A 15370-nucleotide genomic window follows, 5' to 3' on the forward strand; every position below is an offset into this window, starting at 1 on the left:
TGTCGGTTCACTGAGCCATGCGCAGATTGGATGTTCTTGCTATAGGCTTAGCCCTGCTGTTGGGGGGAGGGATCCTCTATGGCCTGCTGCTTTGGGCGGGCTTGGATACGAGGGCCGCGCAGCAGATATCGAGCGTGGTGCTTCTATTGGCCTGCTTGGGGTGGACTTTTGGCTACCTGAAGCGGGTGCTGCGTGGGGAAATGACCCTGAAGGCTCAATGGGCCAGCTTCGAGACCCAGCAGATTCAAGAGAGGCTCCGCTCCCTCTCCCCAGAAGAGTTGCAGGCCCTGCAAGCTGAATTGGAAAGCGAGAAAGAAGGGATCCCAGATTGGGTTGAGCAGGAGAAACATTGAGGCCATTGGACAGGCCGCACCCAGAAATGGGCTGTCGGCTGCTGGGGATCCAGGTTTAAGGGTATGGAGCGTCGGGCTTAAACCGCAATACTTGTATATCTGTATATCCGGTTACCATTTGCTTCCCCTAAGAATGCTACATTGCGCCCCGCACAAGATTCTGGCGTACGACGGATTATTAAGTGGTGCAAGCCTTTGCCTTTCCTTCTACTCGCATATCTCCATCCACTGTGAGAAAAACCATACTGCTAGCTCAGGGCCAGCCCTTGCAATCTCATCTCTGGCAGTTGGGGCTGGAGTCTCAGGGGCACTCTGTGGTGCCGATTTCCCCACGTGAAGATCTGCTGGAGGTGGCAGCAAGTCAGCCTCTGGATTTGGATCTGATGGTGGTGGACATGACGACGGGGCTGTTTAACCCCTATGCCTTTTGTCGAGAGTGTCAAAGCAAGCTGCCCAACATCCCTGTTATCCTGACTCATCACCCCCGCCGCCACATCGAGCCCGCAGAGCGGCGCTGGGCAATCTACCAGGGGGCAGCAGATGTGATCCCTGGCTTGGCGGAGGCCGGCGACCTTCTCCACTCCCTCGAACGGATTTACGAGGCTGCCAGGTGGTTTTTGCCTATTGACACGGAGGCGCTCCACAGGGCTCTGAAGCAAGCGGGCTTATGGCCGGCGGAGGTCAGCCGTACATCTTCTTCCACCCCTCCCCCGCAGCCGAGCGCCCACTCTCCCACCGCCCCTCCACAACCCATCACCGCGGAAGGGGATCCAGGGCAAAAAGACTTGACCCCGCAGGTGAAGTACCGACTGATGTACCGGGGTCGCCCTGTCGATTGAGGTACTCGTTCCAACCTGCCGTCACTCGTTTTTCCTCGTAGCTTCTCGTAGCTTCTTGCCCTGCCAGGGTTGAGCTGCCGATTGGCAACGAGCAGGATGCAATCGCTGCAGCCCCGGGCAGCAGTGTATGGCCTCGCCATGCAAGCTACCCGTCTTGTTCAGCGTCAATGTATCAGCGAAGTCTGCTGGCAGAAATTGTGGAATGGATCACCTGGCCAGCAGAGGGGCCTGCAGAACTGATAGAGTTTTGGCACCTCTGCCTTCCCATTGCCCATGACCAAGCCCAAAGCCGGGATCCTCTACAACGACGCCAAACCCGCCGCCAAACGCAGCAGCGAAACCCTAGCCCGCTGGTTTCAGGAGCAGGGCTGGGAAGTCTGTGTGGCCCCCAACTGGGGCGGTATCCTCGGTTATGCCAAGCCCGACAGCCCCATCTGCCTGACCAAAGTAGATAGCCTGGCCCCGGCTGGATTTGATCAAACCATGAAGTTTGCGGTGGTGTTGGGGGGAGATGGCACCGTCTTGGCAGCAGCACGGCAACTGGCCCCCAAAGGGATCCCCTTGTTGGCGGTGAATACGGGCCATCTGGGCTTTCTGACGGAGACCTACCTTCCTCACCTAGAAGAGGCAGCCAGTGCCGCCATTGCCGGGGAATACACCCTGGATCGCCGCAGCATGTTGCTGGTGCAAGCCTACCGAGGGCAAGAATTGCGCTGGGAGGTCTTGAGCTTAAACGAGATGGTGCTGCACCGCGAGCCTTTGACCAGCATGTGCCACTTCGAGATCACCATCGGGGATCACTCACCTCTGGATGTGGCTGCCGACGGAGTCATCTTGGCTACTCCCACCGGCTCGACGGCCTATGCCCTCTCGGCGGGTGGGCCGGTGATCACACCGGGGGTGCCGGTTTTGCAGCTGATTCCCATCTGCCCCCATTCCATGGCGTCGCGGGCCTTGGTCTTCCCCGATTCGGAGGAGGTATGGATTAGCCCCGTTACCCCTCAGCCACTGGTTTTGGTGGTAGATGGAAATGCCGGCTGCTACATCATGCCGGAAGACCAGATTCGGGTGGTACGTGCCCCCTATTGGACAGATTTGATGCGCCTGCGCCGACCGGAATTTTTCCGGGTTATGCGAGAGAAGTTGGGGTGGGGACTGCCCCACGCTTCCAAGCCCACGTCGGTGGAGTTGCCTTAACTTTGCCGAGGCAGGACAAGCCATAGCTGCAAAATGGCCAATGCCCTTAACAACTCCACCCCTCTGTCGCTATGATGGTTAGGCTCGGAAGCGGATGTGGCGGAATTGGTATACGCGCACGTTTGAGGGGCGTGTGGCTTTGCCTTGCGAGTTCGAGTCTCGCCATCCGCATTACGCAATTAGTACGCGTTATTCATTAGTCCCTCTCCCAGAGAGGGAGAGGGGAAGCTGGCTTCGGCCTTTGGCACTATTCCCGAACGGCACCCTGCAGGCGTGCGCCCCAGGTGCGAGCAAAGCGCAGGTCAGCCCCAACCAGGTTGGCGTCGCGTAGATCGGCCCCCCGCAAGTCGGCGCCGTACAGGGATGCAGAAGAGAGATCGGCCCCCCGCAGGTTGGCCCCCCGCAAGTCTGCCCCCTCCAGGTAAGCGCCACTCAGGTTGGCTCCCCCCAATTGAGCCCGCCGCAAATTGGCCCCCACCAGGTAAGACTGGCTGAGATCGGCGCCCGTCAAGATGGTGCGCTCCAGATTGGCCTCGATGAGATCGGAACCGCTGAAATTGGCCTCCGCCAAATCCAGATTGCTCAGCTCAATGGATCCCAGGCGGCAGTTGGGACAGGTGCGGGAAGCCATGAGGTAGCGCATAAAACAAGAGTTGTAGGTTGTGGCTGCGGCAGAGGAAGCCAAGGCTGCCGTGGCCAGTAGTGCCCAAATGGCGGGAACTTTGAGATTGAGGTTCATGGTTACCAAGCCTCACAATTTTGAAGGTTTACGTGAAGGGACACAGCAGAGGGGGATGGTTCTGCGCTGGTCACATGATAGTGGCATCTTCTGGCTTCGGCCACTCCGCAGGTCTGTCTGGCCCACCTGATAGCAGGCTCTCTCAGGGCGGGATGACGTTTGGAGTCCTATCGTCCCGAAGCTGCCGGGCCGTTGCCAACACTGGGAAGGGGTGGATCTTTGAGCAGCGGCTGCACCCAATGCCAAGACAGTTGCCCCAACCCCACCAAAACCCCGAGTATTGCCGAGGAAGTCAGGACGCGATCCCAGCGGATTTCCCGCCAGCCGGCAGGGCTGGTTGTTGGCCTTCTTGGGTTGAGTTTCTCGGCAACAGGAAGCGGGCGATGGCGCAAAAAGTGCCCACAGCGACGACAGCGATAATCGGAGTTGGAGTTGAGCCAGTAGCAAGCTGGGCAGCGAAGCATGGGAAGGCCAGGGATCCCCTAGTGAAATGATCCCATTTTGAGGGGGGCGAGCAGTTGCCGTGAGCTATGAGAACCCCATTAGGGATCCCTCCAGTTGGCTTGAGAGGGATCCACTTTGCCTACACTCCCCTGGATTGTGGGCGGGGTTTGGGGCATCTTTGAGGAAGTAGCCTGTGCGCTGCGGCAGCCGGGATCCCTGTCGGTTGGAGAGAATCAGCCCTACAGAATCAGTAAGCATTGATCAGCAGCCCTGTGCCGGCCCTATGCAGATCTACTTAGAAAACATCTGTAAGCGCTATGGCCGCCGTGAGGTGGTGAGCGACGTTAGCCTGAACATTCAGCAGGGGGAAATCGTGGGGCTCCTGGGCCCCAATGGGGCGGGGAAAACCACCACGTTCTACATCATGACTGGCCTGATCCAGCCCAACCGCGGCCATGTCTGGTTGGATGACCAAGACATCACCCACCTGCCCATGCATCGCCGGGCCCAATTGGGGATCGGCTACCTGGCCCAGGAGCCGAGTATTTTTCGTCGCCTCAGCATCCAAGACAACCTGCTGCTGATCATGGAGCAAACGGGGGTGCCTCGCCGCCTCTGGCAGCAGCGGCTCAACCAACTGCTGGAGGAGTTTCGCATCGCCCACGTGGCCCACAGCCTGGGCCTGCAGGTATCGGGGGGGGAGCGTCGCCGAGCGGAGATCGCCCGTGCCTTGGCCGCTGGGATCCACGGGCCGAAATTTCTGCTGCTGGATGAGCCCTTTGCGGGGGTGGATCCCATCGCGGTGGCGGATATTCAGGAGGTGGTGGCCAAGCTCAAGCAACGGGGCATCGGTGTTTTGATTACTGACCACAACGTGCGGGAGACGCTGGAGATCACCGACCGGGCCTATATCCTCAACGACGGGGCCATTTTGGCCAAGGGCACGGCGGCGGAGCTGGCGGCGGATCCCTTGGTGCGCAAGTATTACCTGGGGGAGAAGTTCCGTCTCTAGGGCAGCTCCAGGTCACCTCCAGGAGTACAGAGCTCGCAGGCGTTGGCTTTTCTTGTGCTGGTGGGTCTGCATCCGAGCCAGCAGCTCGTCCAGGAGGGCAACCGCCTCCAGCAGGTAGGGGCCCTTGTTGAGCATCACACATTCGGCGCGGGCAGACATCACCGCATCGGAAAGCTCAGGCCGCGAGGGCAAGCCCTCCTTGGTGAGCTGATCCAGCACCTGGGTAGCCCAGACCACCGGCACCTGGGCTGCCTCGCAGATCCACAGCAGTTCCTCCTGGATCTCGCCCAAGCGCAGCCAACCGATCTCCACGGCCAGATCGCCGCGGGCAATCATCACCCCCAGGGGCCGGCAGCCGGCAACGGTCGCGATCAAGGCCGGCAGATTTTTTACCGCCCGCTGCGTTTCCATCTTGAGGATCAAGCCCAAATCGGGGCGAGCCTGCCGCCGCTCCAGCTCAGAAACCAGCAACTGCAAGTCCGCGGGCTGCTGGACAAAGGAATAGCCCACTAAGTCGGCATGCCGCACCACAAAGTCCAGGTCTTGGCAGTCTTTGTCGGTAAGGGAACGGATCTGGAGCTGACTGTCAGGAAAATTGAGGCCTTTTTCTGCTCGCAACTTCTTGCCCTGAGGGGCAACTTTGTCCACCTCCAGCACCACGCCTGCCGGCTCGATCCTTACCACGCGGGCGCCGATTTTGCCGTCGTCGATCCAAACGGTTGCCCCCACTTGCAGGTGCGCCAAAACCTCCGGCAGGCTGCAGGTCACCTGGCAGGAGATATCGGCGCTGGCCTCAGGAACCTTCGCGGTGAGCAGGATGCGATCCCCGCGGTACACCTTGGTTTTGCCGGGGGGCATGGCCACTGGGCCGGTGCGGATCTTGGGGCCGGCCAGGTCCAGCAAAATCTTGCAACGCCGTTGGGTCTGGGCTTCGGCCTGGCGCAAGTGGGCCACCATTTTCTCCCACACCGAGGGCTCGTCGTGGGCGCAGTTGATGCGGGCCACGTTCATGCCCCGCTCCAACAACTGCAGCAACAGCTCCGGCTGCTCGGCGGCTTCGCTGGGCAGGGTCACCATGATGCGCGCGCGGCGATGGGGAGAAGGGGGGCCAAACAGCGCCTCGGCGTGCTGCTCTAGTGCCGTATCCCCGGCGTAAAACTCTTCATAGCTGGGTGCCGTATGGGTCAAACCCTGGGTGGCTGCCAAAATAGCAATCACCGCATCCAGGCTCTCCAGAACCCGCGACTCACAGCGCCCCAGCGAGGACAGCCCCGCAGCCGCCAGCTCCAGTTGCAAGCTGCGCAGATCCTGTTGGCGCAGCGCCAGGTAGCGCGCCAGGTTGTGGATGGCCGCAGGAGGGCTCGTAAGGCAGCCCCAAGCGGCCAAGTATTTCTGGGATCCCTCTACAACCTGCTGCCGCAGCTCCAGGAGCCGCTCCAGCAAACTCCTAAGATTGCAGGAGGGGGAAGAGGAGGAAACCATGTCGAAAGTCTTCCCAAGACAAACCCGGCCCAATTCTATGCCTGAGCTTACTTGGGGTCGATCATAGGCGGGTTAGGTTGAGAAAGGAAGGCGATAGCCTTTCATTGCCCAGTGTTCCGGTCTAGAGTCGTTAACAGCCTTCGGCTGTCCTGCCTACTACTTCCTTGGGTTGCGTGAAACTTCATTCTCTCCCTCCTGCCCGTTCCCGCGAGCGGCCTGACCACAGGCTCTCCCTCGTTTGCGCGGTGGGCCTGATGGATCGCTATGTCCTCTCGGAGATGCTGCTGCCGTTTCTCTTTGGGGTGGGAGCTTTCACAACCTTGGTGATGGCGGTGGGATCCCTGTTTGAGCTGGTGCGCCTGGTGGTGGAAGCGGGTCTGTCGCTTTCGGCGGCGTTACAGGTGTTTGTGTTGCGGGCGCCGGGGATCATCGTTTTGACGTTCCCGATGTCCATGTTGCTGGCGACGTTGCTGGCCTATGGGCGCTTGTCTGCCGACAACGAGATCACGGCCTTGCGCGGATGCGGGGTGAGCCTTTACCGCCTCATGGTGCCTGCCCTCGTCCTCAGCTTGCTGGTGACGACGTTAACGTTTCTGTTCAATGAGCTGGTGGTGCCGGTGAGCAATCGCCAAGCGGCCACGACTTTGAATCGAGCTTTAAATCGGGATCCGGACTTCCGGCGGGAGAATATCCTCTACCAAGAATTTGGCGAGATCCTCATGCCTGAGCCGGACGGCACCTTTTCCCGGCGACAAGGGCTAACCCGTCAGTTCTACGCCCGCAGCTTCGATGGAAAGCAAATGCGCGGCATTATCGTCCTGGATTTTTCCAACGAGGCGCTCAACCAAATTCTGCTGGCCCAGCGGGGGCGCTGGGATCCCCAAGAGAATCTTTGGGTGTTTGAGGATGGCACCAACTACATCGTTTCTCCGGATGGCACCTACAGCAACATTGCCACCTTCAGCCGGCAGGAGTTGCGTCTGCCTCGCGCGCCGCTGGAGCTGGCTCAGGAGATTCGCAGCCCTGAGGAAATGAACATTCGGGAGCTGAAGCATTACATCGAGGTGATCGCCAGTTCTGGAGATCTGCAACGGGTGCGCCGTCTGCAGGTCAGCCTCAACCAAAAGTATGCCATTCCTTTCGCGTGTCTGGCGTTTACCCTGATTGGGGTGCCTTTGGGGCTGCGCCCGCAGCGCACCGGTTCCTCTTTGGGGTTGGGCATCAGTGTGCTGATTATCTTTGCCTTCTATGTGCTGCTGTTCATCACCCAGGCGCTGGGACAAATTGGGACGCTGGGGCCGGCAACGGCGGCTTGGTTGCCCAACTTCATCTGTGCCGTCGTAGGACTGGGGTTGCTTCACCGAGCCAATCAATAGCTGCTGGGCACCGTTTTTCCAGATGTAGGATCAGGGTTGCCTATGCATTCTGGAGAGCCCCCCATGGAAATCCAAGCCTGGATGAATTGGATGTTCGGAGGATTGGCCCTGCTGATTTTGGGGGGAGGCATGCTGATGATGTTCACCACGGTGTTCACCACCAAAGGGCCCCAGCCCGAAGATTCTCAGTCGGATCCCAAAAAGGGGTGAGCCTAGCCCAAGGCCCGGTGACCAGTGGGATCCCTGGCAGCCGGCCCCATGCCTTAAGAAATAGTTAAAACTAGAGGGGGCTCTAGTCCCGCTCCCGTTGACGTAGCCGCTGCAGAGTCGAGAGAGGTTTTGTCTCCTCTGGCGGTTTTTGCTCAGCTGCGGTGGGCAGGGCGGCTGTTTCTGTTTTCTGAGGTTCGAGCAAAAGCTTGGCGGCTTCTGACTCAACGGCTGGAGGGCGAGCCGGGTTCTCCCCTTGTTGGCCGGGCAAGGGAACAGACTCCAGAGTGGCCAGCAGAGCTTGAATATGGCTGTGGGTTTCGGGATGGTTGCTGGCGGCATGGGCCAAGAGGGTGAGCTGCTCTTTGGCAGCGACCAGGTTCCCCAGCTTGAGATCCACCAAGGCCAGTTGATAGCGAGCCTTAAAGCCACTGGGATCCACCTCCACCGAGCGCTGAAAGGCGGCGCGGGCCTCCGCCAGCTTGCCTTGACGGGCATAGATCAAGTCGAGGTTGAAAGGCACGTCGGGATCCCGTTCGCTGGGCAGCACCAAGGTTTTTTCTTCCAGTTCAATTGCGCTCCGGTAGGCGTTGATGGCCAAGGTATGGAAGCCCATCTGCAGATAGCGAGCTCCGTCTTCCTTCAGTTGGGCGACCGTCGGCTCCCCTGTCAGTAGGGTCATGGGCGGTTGCGCGTGGGCAGGCATGGCCACCGCCAAGCTCAGCAGGCACCCCACCGTTTTCAGGCCTAAGGGTACAGCCTGACGACCAATCTGCTGCCTATTCATCACCATGATCTGTTTCCTCCAACCACATCAACACCACTTCATTCCACCCCTCTGGGCCGGGGAGCTGAGCCAATTGCCATTGAGGCAGGGCCTCACTCCAGAGACTATCCGCAATGGGGCTGGGAAGCACCACTTTTTGTTCCGACCATCGCAAAAAGGCCACATCTGGCGGGGAACACCCAATGCCCAAAGCTTTGATAGGGCCCAGATGCCGTTGGTAGCAATCCAGCAGCCGCTGCACCGCCTGTTCCCCCGGTAACCAATTGGGTTCTGCGGCCATCGTTGGCTGCATCCATCCGGTCAGATACCATTGCGGCAGGCTAGAGAAGTGAAGCTGACGCACCCGCAGCAGATGTTGGGTGAGGTTGGCTTCTTGCTGGGCAAAAGCTTCCCGCAGGGTTTCGGGATCCCCGGAATAGCTGAAAATCTCACTGTACTCTCGCTGCTGCGCCCGCTCTGCCTCTTCCAAAGGGATCCCAGTGGCAGCGGCCAGCTCAGAGGCAGTCCAATCCCCAAACCCGATCAAATCCAAGTGGGACTCTTGACGCACCTGTTGCAGGATGCTGCGCAGGCGAGAATAGGGCAGACCCAAAGCATACACGTAGTAGGGCGGTCGGTGTTGCCACTGCTCGTCTAGGATGCCCGCCGGGAAGTAATGCTCGGGAACGTAAACGGCAGAGCCATCCTCACAGATGAACGGATGCTCCAGGCGCAACTGCCGCCGCACATGTTCCAGTTGAGCGCGGGTGCGCAGGCTGTAGAGCACCAAGGGAATGGAGCGGCGCTCTAGGGCAGCCAAGGCTTGTCGGGCAGCACCATAGCTGTTGAACTCTAGATCCAGCAAGCTGCCATCCAAACTGGTAAGGACAAGTCGCATAGGCGCAGGAAAGGGAAAGGCGCTGGCCCCGTCAAAATTTCAAGCAGCACGACCGGCTGAAGCGTCCTACAGTACCTATGATCCAATAGCTTGACCAACCTGAGGGGGGTTAGCCCCAAATGCTCTCCCTCAAAGCATCTGGGTGAATGGGCAATCCGTGCGCCAGAAGTGGTAAAAGCTCGATTGAGCACTACAGAATGCGTGTGTCGCCGAAGATCTTGGCTCAAAAACCAGCAGCAGAGAAGACAGACAGATTGAGTGGGTCAGTGGCTAGTTTTCTGTGCCAAAGGCACGATCCCCTGCATCCCCCAGCCCGGGCAAGATAAATCCTCGATCGTTCAGCCGCTCGTCAATCATGGCGCAGAAGATTTGCACCATCGGGTAGTGGGATCCCAACCGCTGTAACCCTGGGGGCGCTGCCAATGCGCTGACAATTCTAACCAAGCTGGGATCCGCCCCCCGTTTTTTTAGCTCATCCAAAACCCAGAGCAGCGTGCCCCCGGTGGCCAACATCGGCTCGGGAATGAGAATGCGCATCTGTTCAGGGATCCGCTCTGGAAGGCGATTGAGGTAGCAACTGGCCTGCAGCGTTTCCTCATCCCGCACCATGCCAATGTGAAAGATCCGCGCCTGGGGCAAAAGGGCCTGACAGCCTTCCAGCATCGCCAAGCCAGCCCGCAATACAGGCACAATGCCCAGCAGGGTATCCGGCGCGATGACCTCTGCGGCAACGGGTTCCAAAGGGGTTTGCACCTGAACGGTTTGGGTGGGGATCCACTCCCGCATCGCCTCATAGGTTAGCCAGCGGCCCAGCTCCGACATGGCCGTGCGAAACAGGGGCATGGGCGTCTCCGCATCCCGAGCCACGGTTAGCCAGTGCTTAATGAGCGGGTGAGGGGGGACATAGACACGAAGCTGCTGACTTGCCACGGGAGAATGCCTCAATCTGGGCGGTAGCATAGCGGGTTGCCTTAGCAGAAAGCAAGCTCTAGAAAGCAAGCTCTCCAATTGGCCGCAACTCCATCCCGACCGGGGATAAATTGCCAACAGCTCCGGCAAATGCTCAAGGGGTGGGGCTCTTTGACCCAGCAAGATTGCGGCAGAATGAGATCTGCAGGCTACTTCGAGCGCCGGTCATGTTCGGTGGCTACAGGTTTGGGATAGACCAGGGCAAGGCTGGTTTCGGGTTTTGTTCCTCTTGCCATTTGCGAACTGAGGTGCTGGCCCCAGGGCAGCTTGGCCTCCCGCCGATGGAACCCAATGCCGGCGGATCTCGTCTGCAAGTACCGGTAGCCGGAGATACCGCTCTGTCCAAGGGTTTCTGGCTTAATGGGGTGTCGCAAGTTACAGCCTGTTCACAAATTAAGGGATACAAAACTTAAGGGATACAAAACATCGTGTTTCTGAGGCTTGACTCCGATGAGGTTTAGAACAAGTAGGTTTACAACCGTATCCGTAGCCCCTCAATAGGCTGTACCTGCATCTTTGGCCCCCTCACACCTTGCAAGGATTAGCTTAGGGAGAATGGATTATGGCTTCGTCTCAACCCTCTGACTCGAACACCAAGGCTCTGAGCCGCCGTCAGCTTCTCAAAGTGGGGGCCGCAGCCCTTGGGGGCGGTCTGTTGGCGGCAGGGGGTGCCCAAGCTCAGCGCAAACCCTCTCCCACCCTGATCGTGGCTCAGGGATCCGGCCTGGATCGCGTTTCCTATGCTACCAACTGGTATGCTCAGGCGGAACATGGGGGCTTCTATCAGGCGGTGGCGACCGGCATCTACCGCGAGCATGGCCTGGATGTGACCATCAAGATGGGTGGCCCTGGCATCAACATCACCCAAGTTTTGGCCGGTGGAGCTGCCGAGTTTGCCATGGGGGGAAGCACAGGGGTGATCAATGCTGTGCGAGAAGGGATCCCCTTGGTGTGCGTGGCGGCCATTTTTCAAAAAGACCCGCAGATCATCATGACCCACCCCGGCACCCAGCGCTTTGAAGAGCTCAAGGGCCGGCCCATTTTCGTCTCGAAAGGGGGGCTTGCCACCTACTGGCCCTACCTAAAGGCCCGCTTTGGCTTCACCGACGATCAGGTTCGTCCCTACAACTTCAACCCCGGCCCCTTTTTGGCGGATCCCAGCTCAGCTCAGCAAGGCTATCTGACATCCGAGCCTTTTGCCATCCAACGGGAAGGGGGATTTGAGCCGGTGGTCTTCCTCCTGGCGGATTTGGGCTACAAACCCTATGCCACCACCATCGAAACCCGTCGCCAACTGGTGGAAACCAAGCCCGACTTGGTGGAGCGATTCGTGGATGCCTCTATCAAAGGCTGGTACAGCTTCTTGGAGGATCCCCGTCCGGCCTATCGCTTGATCAAGCAGGACAACCCGGAGATGACCGATGCCCAGTTGGCCTACAGCTTCGAGAAATTGCAGGAGTACGGCATCATCTTGTCCGGCGATGCGTTGGAAAAAGGCATTGGCGCCATGACCGACAAACGCTGGCAAGACTTCTTCGACAGCATGACGGTGGCCGGCGTATTTGAGCCAACCATCAACTACCGGGCTGCCTATACGCTGGACTTCGTCAATAAAGGCACTGCCTACTACACTGCCTGACGGACTTCCACCCTTGGCGCTTCTCAGCCCAAGGGATCCCCCCTCGCCCCCAGCCCCTCTTCCACCAAGGGAGAGGGGAACTATAGTCATTTCAAACTAGATTGAGACACCCCCTAAACGCTCCGCGCCACTGCCCTCACCCCCATTCCTTCTCTCAGGGGGAGAAGGGGGCTAGAGGGAAATGTTTCATTCCGGTTTAATTGAGAATGCCAGAACACTGCGTGATCACCTCCCCCAACATCGCCAGCAACACCGGCACCCCCAGACGGATCCCGGAGACCAACAGCGAGATCAAACAAAAAGCTCCAAGTGAAAAGGCGTTCCAGCGAAGCTTGGCCCAGCACTCCATCAACAAATGCAGGCACAGGTGGGAGCAGATTCATCGCCGAGCTGGAAAGCCTATCATGGGATCCAGTATGGAATCCATCGTGCCAGTGGTGCGGGGCACTTTAACCCTTCCACCCTCCTCTTCTCTGACAAATCCGGCAGCCAGCCTGACGGGCCCATCCGCTGCTGCGTCAGCAGTAGGGATCACTTTGCCTTGGGCAGCGCAGCGGGATCCCATCCTTGTCCTCGGGGCTGGGCTGATGGGGCGTTTGTTGGCCGCCAGCCTTGTCGAGGTTGGGCATCCCGTCCGCATTGTGGAGGCGGCTCCTGCTGCTGCTGTTGAGAGCAGCGCTGCCCATTTTGCCGCTGCTATGCTAGCTCCTTTGGCCGAGTCCGCCGTCGCCGAAGCCAGTGTGGTGGCCCAGGGGTACTATGCCCTCTCCCGCTGGCCCGCCCTTCTGGCCAGCCTGCCAGAGCCGGTTTTCTTTCAGCAGGAGGGCACTTTGATCCTCTGGCACCGCCAAGATGCCGGGGAAGCCAGACGTTTCTCGTCCCTGCTGGCCGCTGTGGTGGAGCGCCTTCCCGCTCTCCCTAAGCCCCAGCCTCTGGATGCTCAGGCTCTGGCCGAGCTGGAGCCATCGGTAGCCGGGCGATTTGCGCAGGGCCTGTATCTTCCCCAGGAGGGCCAACTGGACAACCGCCAACTGCTGGCTGCTTTGCTGGCCAAATTGCGCCAGCACGGGGTGGAGGTGGAGTGGGGCCGCCCCTGGGATCTGGAGCAGGCGCGAGCTTGGCAGGAGCAAACCGGCGGGTGGGTTTTGGACTGCCGCGGCCTGGGATCCCGAAAAGAATGGGGCGGACAGGCACCGCTGCGGGGAGTTAGGGGCGAAGTGGTACGTCTGTATGCCCCGGAAGTATCTTTGCGGCGCCCGACCCGGCTGTTGCACCCCCGCTACCCGATCTACATCGCTCCCAAGCCGGGGCACCTGTTTGTGGTGGGAGCTACCGAAATCGAATCTGAAGATCGCTCGCCGGTGAGTGTCCGCTCGGCTCTGGAGCTGCTCAGCGCCGCCTACGCCGTGCATCCTGCCTTTGCCGAAGCGCGTATCCTGGAGTTAGGCAGCCAATGTCGCCCCACCTTGGCAGATCATCTCCCCGCAGTGGTGGAGCGCTCCCCGCGGCTGTTGCAGATCAACGGCCTCTACCGCCATGGTTTCCTCATCTCCCCCGCCATTCACGATGCCGTTTTGGAGTACCTCCACCACGGCAGTTGCCGCTTGGCGCAGCAGCTTGGGATCCCCTTTCAGGTGCAGGCTGCCCCTCTTGCCGGTGAGTCCCTGTCGCCATGCGTGTCTTGATCAACCAAAAGCCTTACGATTTGCCGGAAGGCACCACTTTGGCCGAGGCAGTGGCTCAGGTGGGGGCCAGCGGCCCTTTTGCGGTAGCGGTTAATCTGAAGTTTGTGCCGCGTGCCCAATACGAGCAAACCCGTCTGCAAGAAGGCGACCAGGTGGAGATCGTCACTCCGGTTGCCGGCGGCTAGCGCTCAAGTCCGCTTTTCTATCTGCCTCAGCCATGTCCACCCTTCTCCATTGCTCTCCCTCAACTCTGGCCGATGAGGATCCTTTGGTTCTCTACGGCCAACCGTTACCCAGCCGTCTGATGTTGGGTACGGCTCGCTACCCTTCGCCGGCCATTTTGGAGCAGGCGGTGGCGCGCGCGCAGCCCTGTTTGTTGACGGTTTCTCTGCGGCGGCAAGGGGCACTGGGGCCAGAAACTTCCCAGAGGTTCTGGGCTCTGTTGCAGAAGATGGGGATCCCAGTTCTGCCCAACACCGCCGGCTGCCACAGCGTGCAGGAGGTGATCACAACGGCGGAGATGGCGCGGGAGGTGTTCGGCACCGACTGGATCAAGCTGGAGTTGATTGGGGATGACTACACGCTGCAGCCGGATCCCGTGCAACTGCCCACTGCTGCTGCTGAGCTGGTCCGGCGCGGCTTTAAGGTGCTGCCCTATAGCACCGACGACCTGGTGCTCTGCCAGCGGCTTTTGGATGCTGGCTGTGAGGTGGTGATGCCCTGGGCGGCCCCCATCGGCACCGGCAAAGGCCCTCTCAACCCCTACAACTTGCGCCTGCTGCGGGAGCGGATCGAGGCGCCGCTGATCGTGGATGCCGGCTTGGGCCTGCCCTCCCATGCCTGCCAGGTGATGGAGTGGGGCTTCGACGGGGTGCTGCTAAACACGGCGGTGGCCTTGGCCCGGGATCCGGTGGCCATGGCCGAGGCCTTTGCAGAAGCGGTGCGCTCAGGCCGCCGAGCCTACCTGGCCGGGGCCATGATCCCTCAGGAAACAGCTCAGCCCAGTACGCCTGTCCTCGGCACTCCCTTTTGGCACCAGGGCTGACTGCCGCTCTCAGGGGTGCAGCTCAGGCGGCAGGCTTTCGCGCCTGGATAACCTGCAGAGCTCCCCCAGCGTGGAGGGTCTGCCGGATGGATTGCCACCCCTGCTGCTGCAAATGCTCGGGCAAGTCCAGCTTGAGTAGCTCCCAGGCGGTCTCGGTTTCAAACAGGGCCAAAAAGAGGGCCAGCCCAGGCCAGATCAAGGGTTGTCGAGGCGCGTGCAGATCCAGAATCAAGAGTCCTCCCCCCGGCTTGAGCACCCGCCACACTTCCCGCAGCACCTGCTCCAAATCTGCGAAGGACAATTCGTGCAGGGCTAAGCTGGTATGCACCCAATCAAAGCTGGCATTGGGAAAGGGCATATCCTGGGCAAAGGCTTCCACAAATTCCACCTTGGGGAGGCGTTTGCGGGCCGCTGCCAGGGCTCTTGGTGAAGCATCCAACCCAATAACCTGCTGGCTCAGCTCCGCCAACAGTGGGGTCACTTCAGCCGGGCCACAGCAGAGATCCAACACCCGCTCCTGGGGATGAATCTGGATCCCTTGCATGGGCAATCTCCGCAACCGCTCGTATCCCCCCACCGCCAGAGCAGCCCCGCGGCTGATGCTGCGGTAAAGCCAGGGAAAGCGGTAGCTCCAGTCGCGCAGGAAGGTGGCCACAGACAGGGATCCCTCAGAGTCTTTTTCAGCCTACCTGACCTACATCCATTGCAAACTGGTTTGA

At 59.9% G+C, this 15370-nt stretch carries 18 protein-coding genes and 1 tRNA gene; 11 read left to right on the forward strand and 8 right to left on the reverse strand.

Annotated elements, in window-relative coordinates; all coding sequences use genetic code 11:
- The first annotated feature begins 17 nt into the window (after window positions 1–17).
- The 4 genes from CYB_RS11310 (at window position 18) to CYB_RS11325 (ending at window position 2560) form a co-directional block, all read left to right on the forward strand.
- The gene (locus CYB_RS11310; RefSeq protein WP_011433943.1) at window positions 18–353 is read left to right on the forward strand and encodes a DUF3007 family protein; all 336 of its coding nucleotides are present in this window, start codon (window positions 18–20) and stop codon (window positions 351–353) included.
- Window positions 354–619: 266 nt separating this feature from the next.
- Window positions 620–1192 carry a response regulator gene (locus CYB_RS11315; protein WP_187147234.1) on the forward strand — a complete coding sequence of 191 codons (573 nt, stop codon included), beginning with the start codon at window positions 620–622 and terminating at the stop codon, window positions 1190–1192.
- 273 nt (window positions 1193–1465) lie between these two features.
- Window positions 1466–2389: an NAD(+) kinase gene (locus CYB_RS11320; protein WP_011433945.1), complete on the forward strand. Its 924-nt coding sequence runs from the start codon at window positions 1466–1468 to the stop codon at window positions 2387–2389.
- Between the two features lie 90 nt (window positions 2390–2479).
- Window positions 2480–2560 (forward strand) — tRNA-Leu (locus CYB_RS11325).
- Window positions 2561–2636: 76 nt separating this feature from the next.
- On the opposite strand, the gene CYB_RS11330 is transcribed toward CYB_RS11325, so the two are convergent.
- The 3 genes from CYB_RS11330 to CYB_RS15215 form a co-directional block, all read right to left on the reverse strand.
- Window positions 2637–3128 carry a pentapeptide repeat-containing protein gene (locus CYB_RS11330; protein WP_041436730.1) on the reverse strand — a complete coding sequence of 164 codons (492 nt, stop codon included), beginning with the start codon at window positions 3126–3128 and terminating at the stop codon, window positions 2637–2639.
- Window positions 3129–3295: 167 nt separating this feature from the next.
- Complete coding sequence (locus CYB_RS11335; RefSeq protein ID WP_011433947.1) at window positions 3296–3592, reverse strand: hypothetical protein; 297 nt, start codon at window positions 3590–3592, stop codon at window positions 3296–3298.
- A gap of 64 nt (window positions 3593–3656) precedes the next feature.
- The gene (locus CYB_RS15215; RefSeq protein WP_011433948.1) at window positions 3657–3830 is read right to left on the reverse strand and encodes a hypothetical protein; all 174 of its coding nucleotides are present in this window, start codon (window positions 3828–3830) and stop codon (window positions 3657–3659) included.
- A gap of 25 nt (window positions 3831–3855) precedes the next feature.
- Here CYB_RS15215 and lptB point away from each other — a divergent pair, with 25 nt between their 5' ends.
- The gene (lptB, locus tag CYB_RS11340) at window positions 3856–4584 is read left to right on the forward strand and encodes an LPS export ABC transporter ATP-binding protein (RefSeq protein WP_011433949.1); all 729 of its coding nucleotides are present in this window, start codon (window positions 3856–3858) and stop codon (window positions 4582–4584) included.
- A 12-nt stretch (window positions 4585–4596) separates the two neighbouring features.
- Here the strand turns inward: lptB and CYB_RS11345 are convergent, their stop codons facing one another.
- Entirely contained in the window at window positions 4597–6066 is a 1470-nt protein-coding gene (locus CYB_RS11345) for a pyruvate kinase (RefSeq protein ID WP_041436732.1), read from the reverse strand.
- Between the two features lie 254 nt (window positions 6067–6320).
- Between CYB_RS11345 and CYB_RS11350 the strand changes: the two genes are divergently transcribed.
- Together CYB_RS11350 and CYB_RS15220 are read left to right on the forward strand one after the other, a co-directional pair.
- Window positions 6321–7442: an LptF/LptG family permease gene (locus tag CYB_RS11350; RefSeq protein WP_238376779.1), complete on the forward strand. Its 1122-nt coding sequence runs from the start codon at window positions 6321–6323 to the stop codon at window positions 7440–7442.
- 63 nt (window positions 7443–7505) lie between these two features.
- A complete protein-coding gene (locus CYB_RS15220; protein WP_187147235.1) occupies window positions 7506–7652 on the forward strand; it encodes a hypothetical protein in 147 nt (48 codons plus the stop codon).
- A gap of 82 nt (window positions 7653–7734) precedes the next feature.
- Here CYB_RS15220 and CYB_RS11355 read toward each other — a convergent pair whose 3' ends face one another.
- The 3 genes from CYB_RS11355 to upp all read right to left on the reverse strand — a co-directional run bounded on the left by CYB_RS11355 (window position 7735) and on the right by upp (window position 10273).
- On the reverse strand, window positions 7735–8442 hold the full coding sequence (locus tag CYB_RS11355; RefSeq protein WP_238376780.1) for a tetratricopeptide repeat protein: 708 nt from the start codon (window positions 8440–8442) through the stop codon (window positions 7735–7737).
- Window positions 8429–9313: a mannosyl-3-phosphoglycerate phosphatase gene (locus tag CYB_RS11360; protein ID WP_011433954.1), complete on the reverse strand. Its 885-nt coding sequence runs from the start codon at window positions 9311–9313 to the stop codon at window positions 8429–8431. Before CYB_RS11360 ends, CYB_RS11355 begins: the two co-directional genes overlap by 14 nt.
- 270 nt (window positions 9314–9583) lie before the next feature.
- Window positions 9584–10273, reverse strand: a complete 690-nt coding sequence (gene upp / locus CYB_RS11365) for a uracil phosphoribosyltransferase (protein WP_011433955.1) — start codon at window positions 10271–10273, stop codon at window positions 9584–9586.
- Window positions 10274–10844: 571 nt separating this feature from the next.
- Between upp and CYB_RS11370 the strand changes: the two genes are divergently transcribed.
- From CYB_RS11370 to CYB_RS11385, 4 genes are all read left to right on the forward strand, one after another.
- Window positions 10845–11921 carry an ABC transporter substrate-binding protein gene (locus tag CYB_RS11370; RefSeq protein WP_011433957.1) on the forward strand — a complete coding sequence of 359 codons (1077 nt, stop codon included), beginning with the start codon at window positions 10845–10847 and terminating at the stop codon, window positions 11919–11921.
- A gap of 416 nt (window positions 11922–12337) precedes the next feature.
- The gene (locus CYB_RS11375; protein WP_238376781.1) at window positions 12338–13606 is read left to right on the forward strand and encodes an FAD-dependent oxidoreductase; all 1269 of its coding nucleotides are present in this window, start codon (window positions 12338–12340) and stop codon (window positions 13604–13606) included.
- On the forward strand, window positions 13594–13791 hold the full coding sequence (gene thiS / locus CYB_RS11380) for a sulfur carrier protein ThiS (protein ID WP_011433960.1): 198 nt from the start codon (window positions 13594–13596) through the stop codon (window positions 13789–13791). Before CYB_RS11375 ends, thiS begins: the two co-directional genes overlap by 13 nt.
- A gap of 32 nt (window positions 13792–13823) precedes the next feature.
- Window positions 13824–14651, forward strand: coding sequence for a thiazole synthase (locus CYB_RS11385; RefSeq protein ID WP_041436737.1), 828 nt, complete (start codon window positions 13824–13826; stop codon window positions 14649–14651).
- Window positions 14652–14673: 22 nt separating this feature from the next.
- Here CYB_RS11385 and CYB_RS11390 read toward each other — a convergent pair whose 3' ends face one another.
- Window positions 14674–15306, reverse strand: a complete 633-nt coding sequence (locus CYB_RS11390; protein WP_011433962.1) for a class I SAM-dependent methyltransferase — start codon at window positions 15304–15306, stop codon at window positions 14674–14676.
- Window positions 15307–15370 lie beyond the last annotated feature (64 nt).

This window comes from Synechococcus sp. JA-2-3B'a(2-13), assembly GCF_000013225.1.
In the GTDB taxonomy this organism is placed as follows: Bacteria; Cyanobacteriota; Cyanobacteriia; order Thermostichales; family Thermostichaceae; genus Thermostichus.

Bases quoted from the DNA above. Each gene is read 5' to 3' on its own strand.
- CYB_RS15215 (WP_011433948.1), bottom strand. From the start codon at position 3,830: ATGCTTACTGATTCTGTAGGGCTGATTCTCTCCAACCGACAGGGATCC.
- CYB_RS11310 (WP_011433943.1), top strand. From the start codon at position 18: ATGCGCAGATTGGATGTTCTTGCTATAGGCTTAGCCCTGCTGTTGGGG.
- thiS (WP_011433960.1), top strand. From the start codon at position 13,594: ATGCGTGTCTTGATCAACCAAAAGCCTTACGATTTGCCGGAAGGCACC.
- CYB_RS11355 (WP_238376780.1), bottom strand. From the start codon at position 8,442: ATGGTGATGAATAGGCAGCAGATTGGTCGTCAGGCTGTACCCTTAGGC.
- CYB_RS15220 (WP_187147235.1), top strand. From the start codon at position 7,506: ATGGAAATCCAAGCCTGGATGAATTGGATGTTCGGAGGATTGGCCCTG.
- CYB_RS11335 (WP_011433947.1), bottom strand. From the start codon at position 3,592: ATGCTTCGCTGCCCAGCTTGCTACTGGCTCAACTCCAACTCCGATTAT.
- CYB_RS11350 (WP_238376779.1), top strand. From the start codon at position 6,321: ATGGATCGCTATGTCCTCTCGGAGATGCTGCTGCCGTTTCTCTTTGGG.
- lptB (WP_011433949.1), top strand. From the start codon at position 3,856: ATGCAGATCTACTTAGAAAACATCTGTAAGCGCTATGGCCGCCGTGAG.
- CYB_RS11385 (WP_041436737.1), top strand. From the start codon at position 13,824: ATGTCCACCCTTCTCCATTGCTCTCCCTCAACTCTGGCCGATGAGGAT.
- CYB_RS11345 (WP_041436732.1), bottom strand. From the start codon at position 6,066: ATGGTTTCCTCCTCTTCCCCCTCCTGCAATCTTAGGAGTTTGCTGGAG.
- upp (WP_011433955.1), bottom strand. From the start codon at position 10,273: ATGCTACCGCCCAGATTGAGGCATTCTCCCGTGGCAAGTCAGCAGCTT.
- CYB_RS11320 (WP_011433945.1), top strand. From the start codon at position 1,466: ATGACCAAGCCCAAAGCCGGGATCCTCTACAACGACGCCAAACCCGCC.
- CYB_RS11370 (WP_011433957.1), top strand. From the start codon at position 10,845: ATGGCTTCGTCTCAACCCTCTGACTCGAACACCAAGGCTCTGAGCCGC.
- CYB_RS11375 (WP_238376781.1), top strand. From the start codon at position 12,338: ATGGAATCCATCGTGCCAGTGGTGCGGGGCACTTTAACCCTTCCACCC.
- CYB_RS11330 (WP_041436730.1), bottom strand. From the start codon at position 3,128: ATGAACCTCAATCTCAAAGTTCCCGCCATTTGGGCACTACTGGCCACG.
- CYB_RS11360 (WP_011433954.1), bottom strand. From the start codon at position 9,313: ATGCGACTTGTCCTTACCAGTTTGGATGGCAGCTTGCTGGATCTAGAG.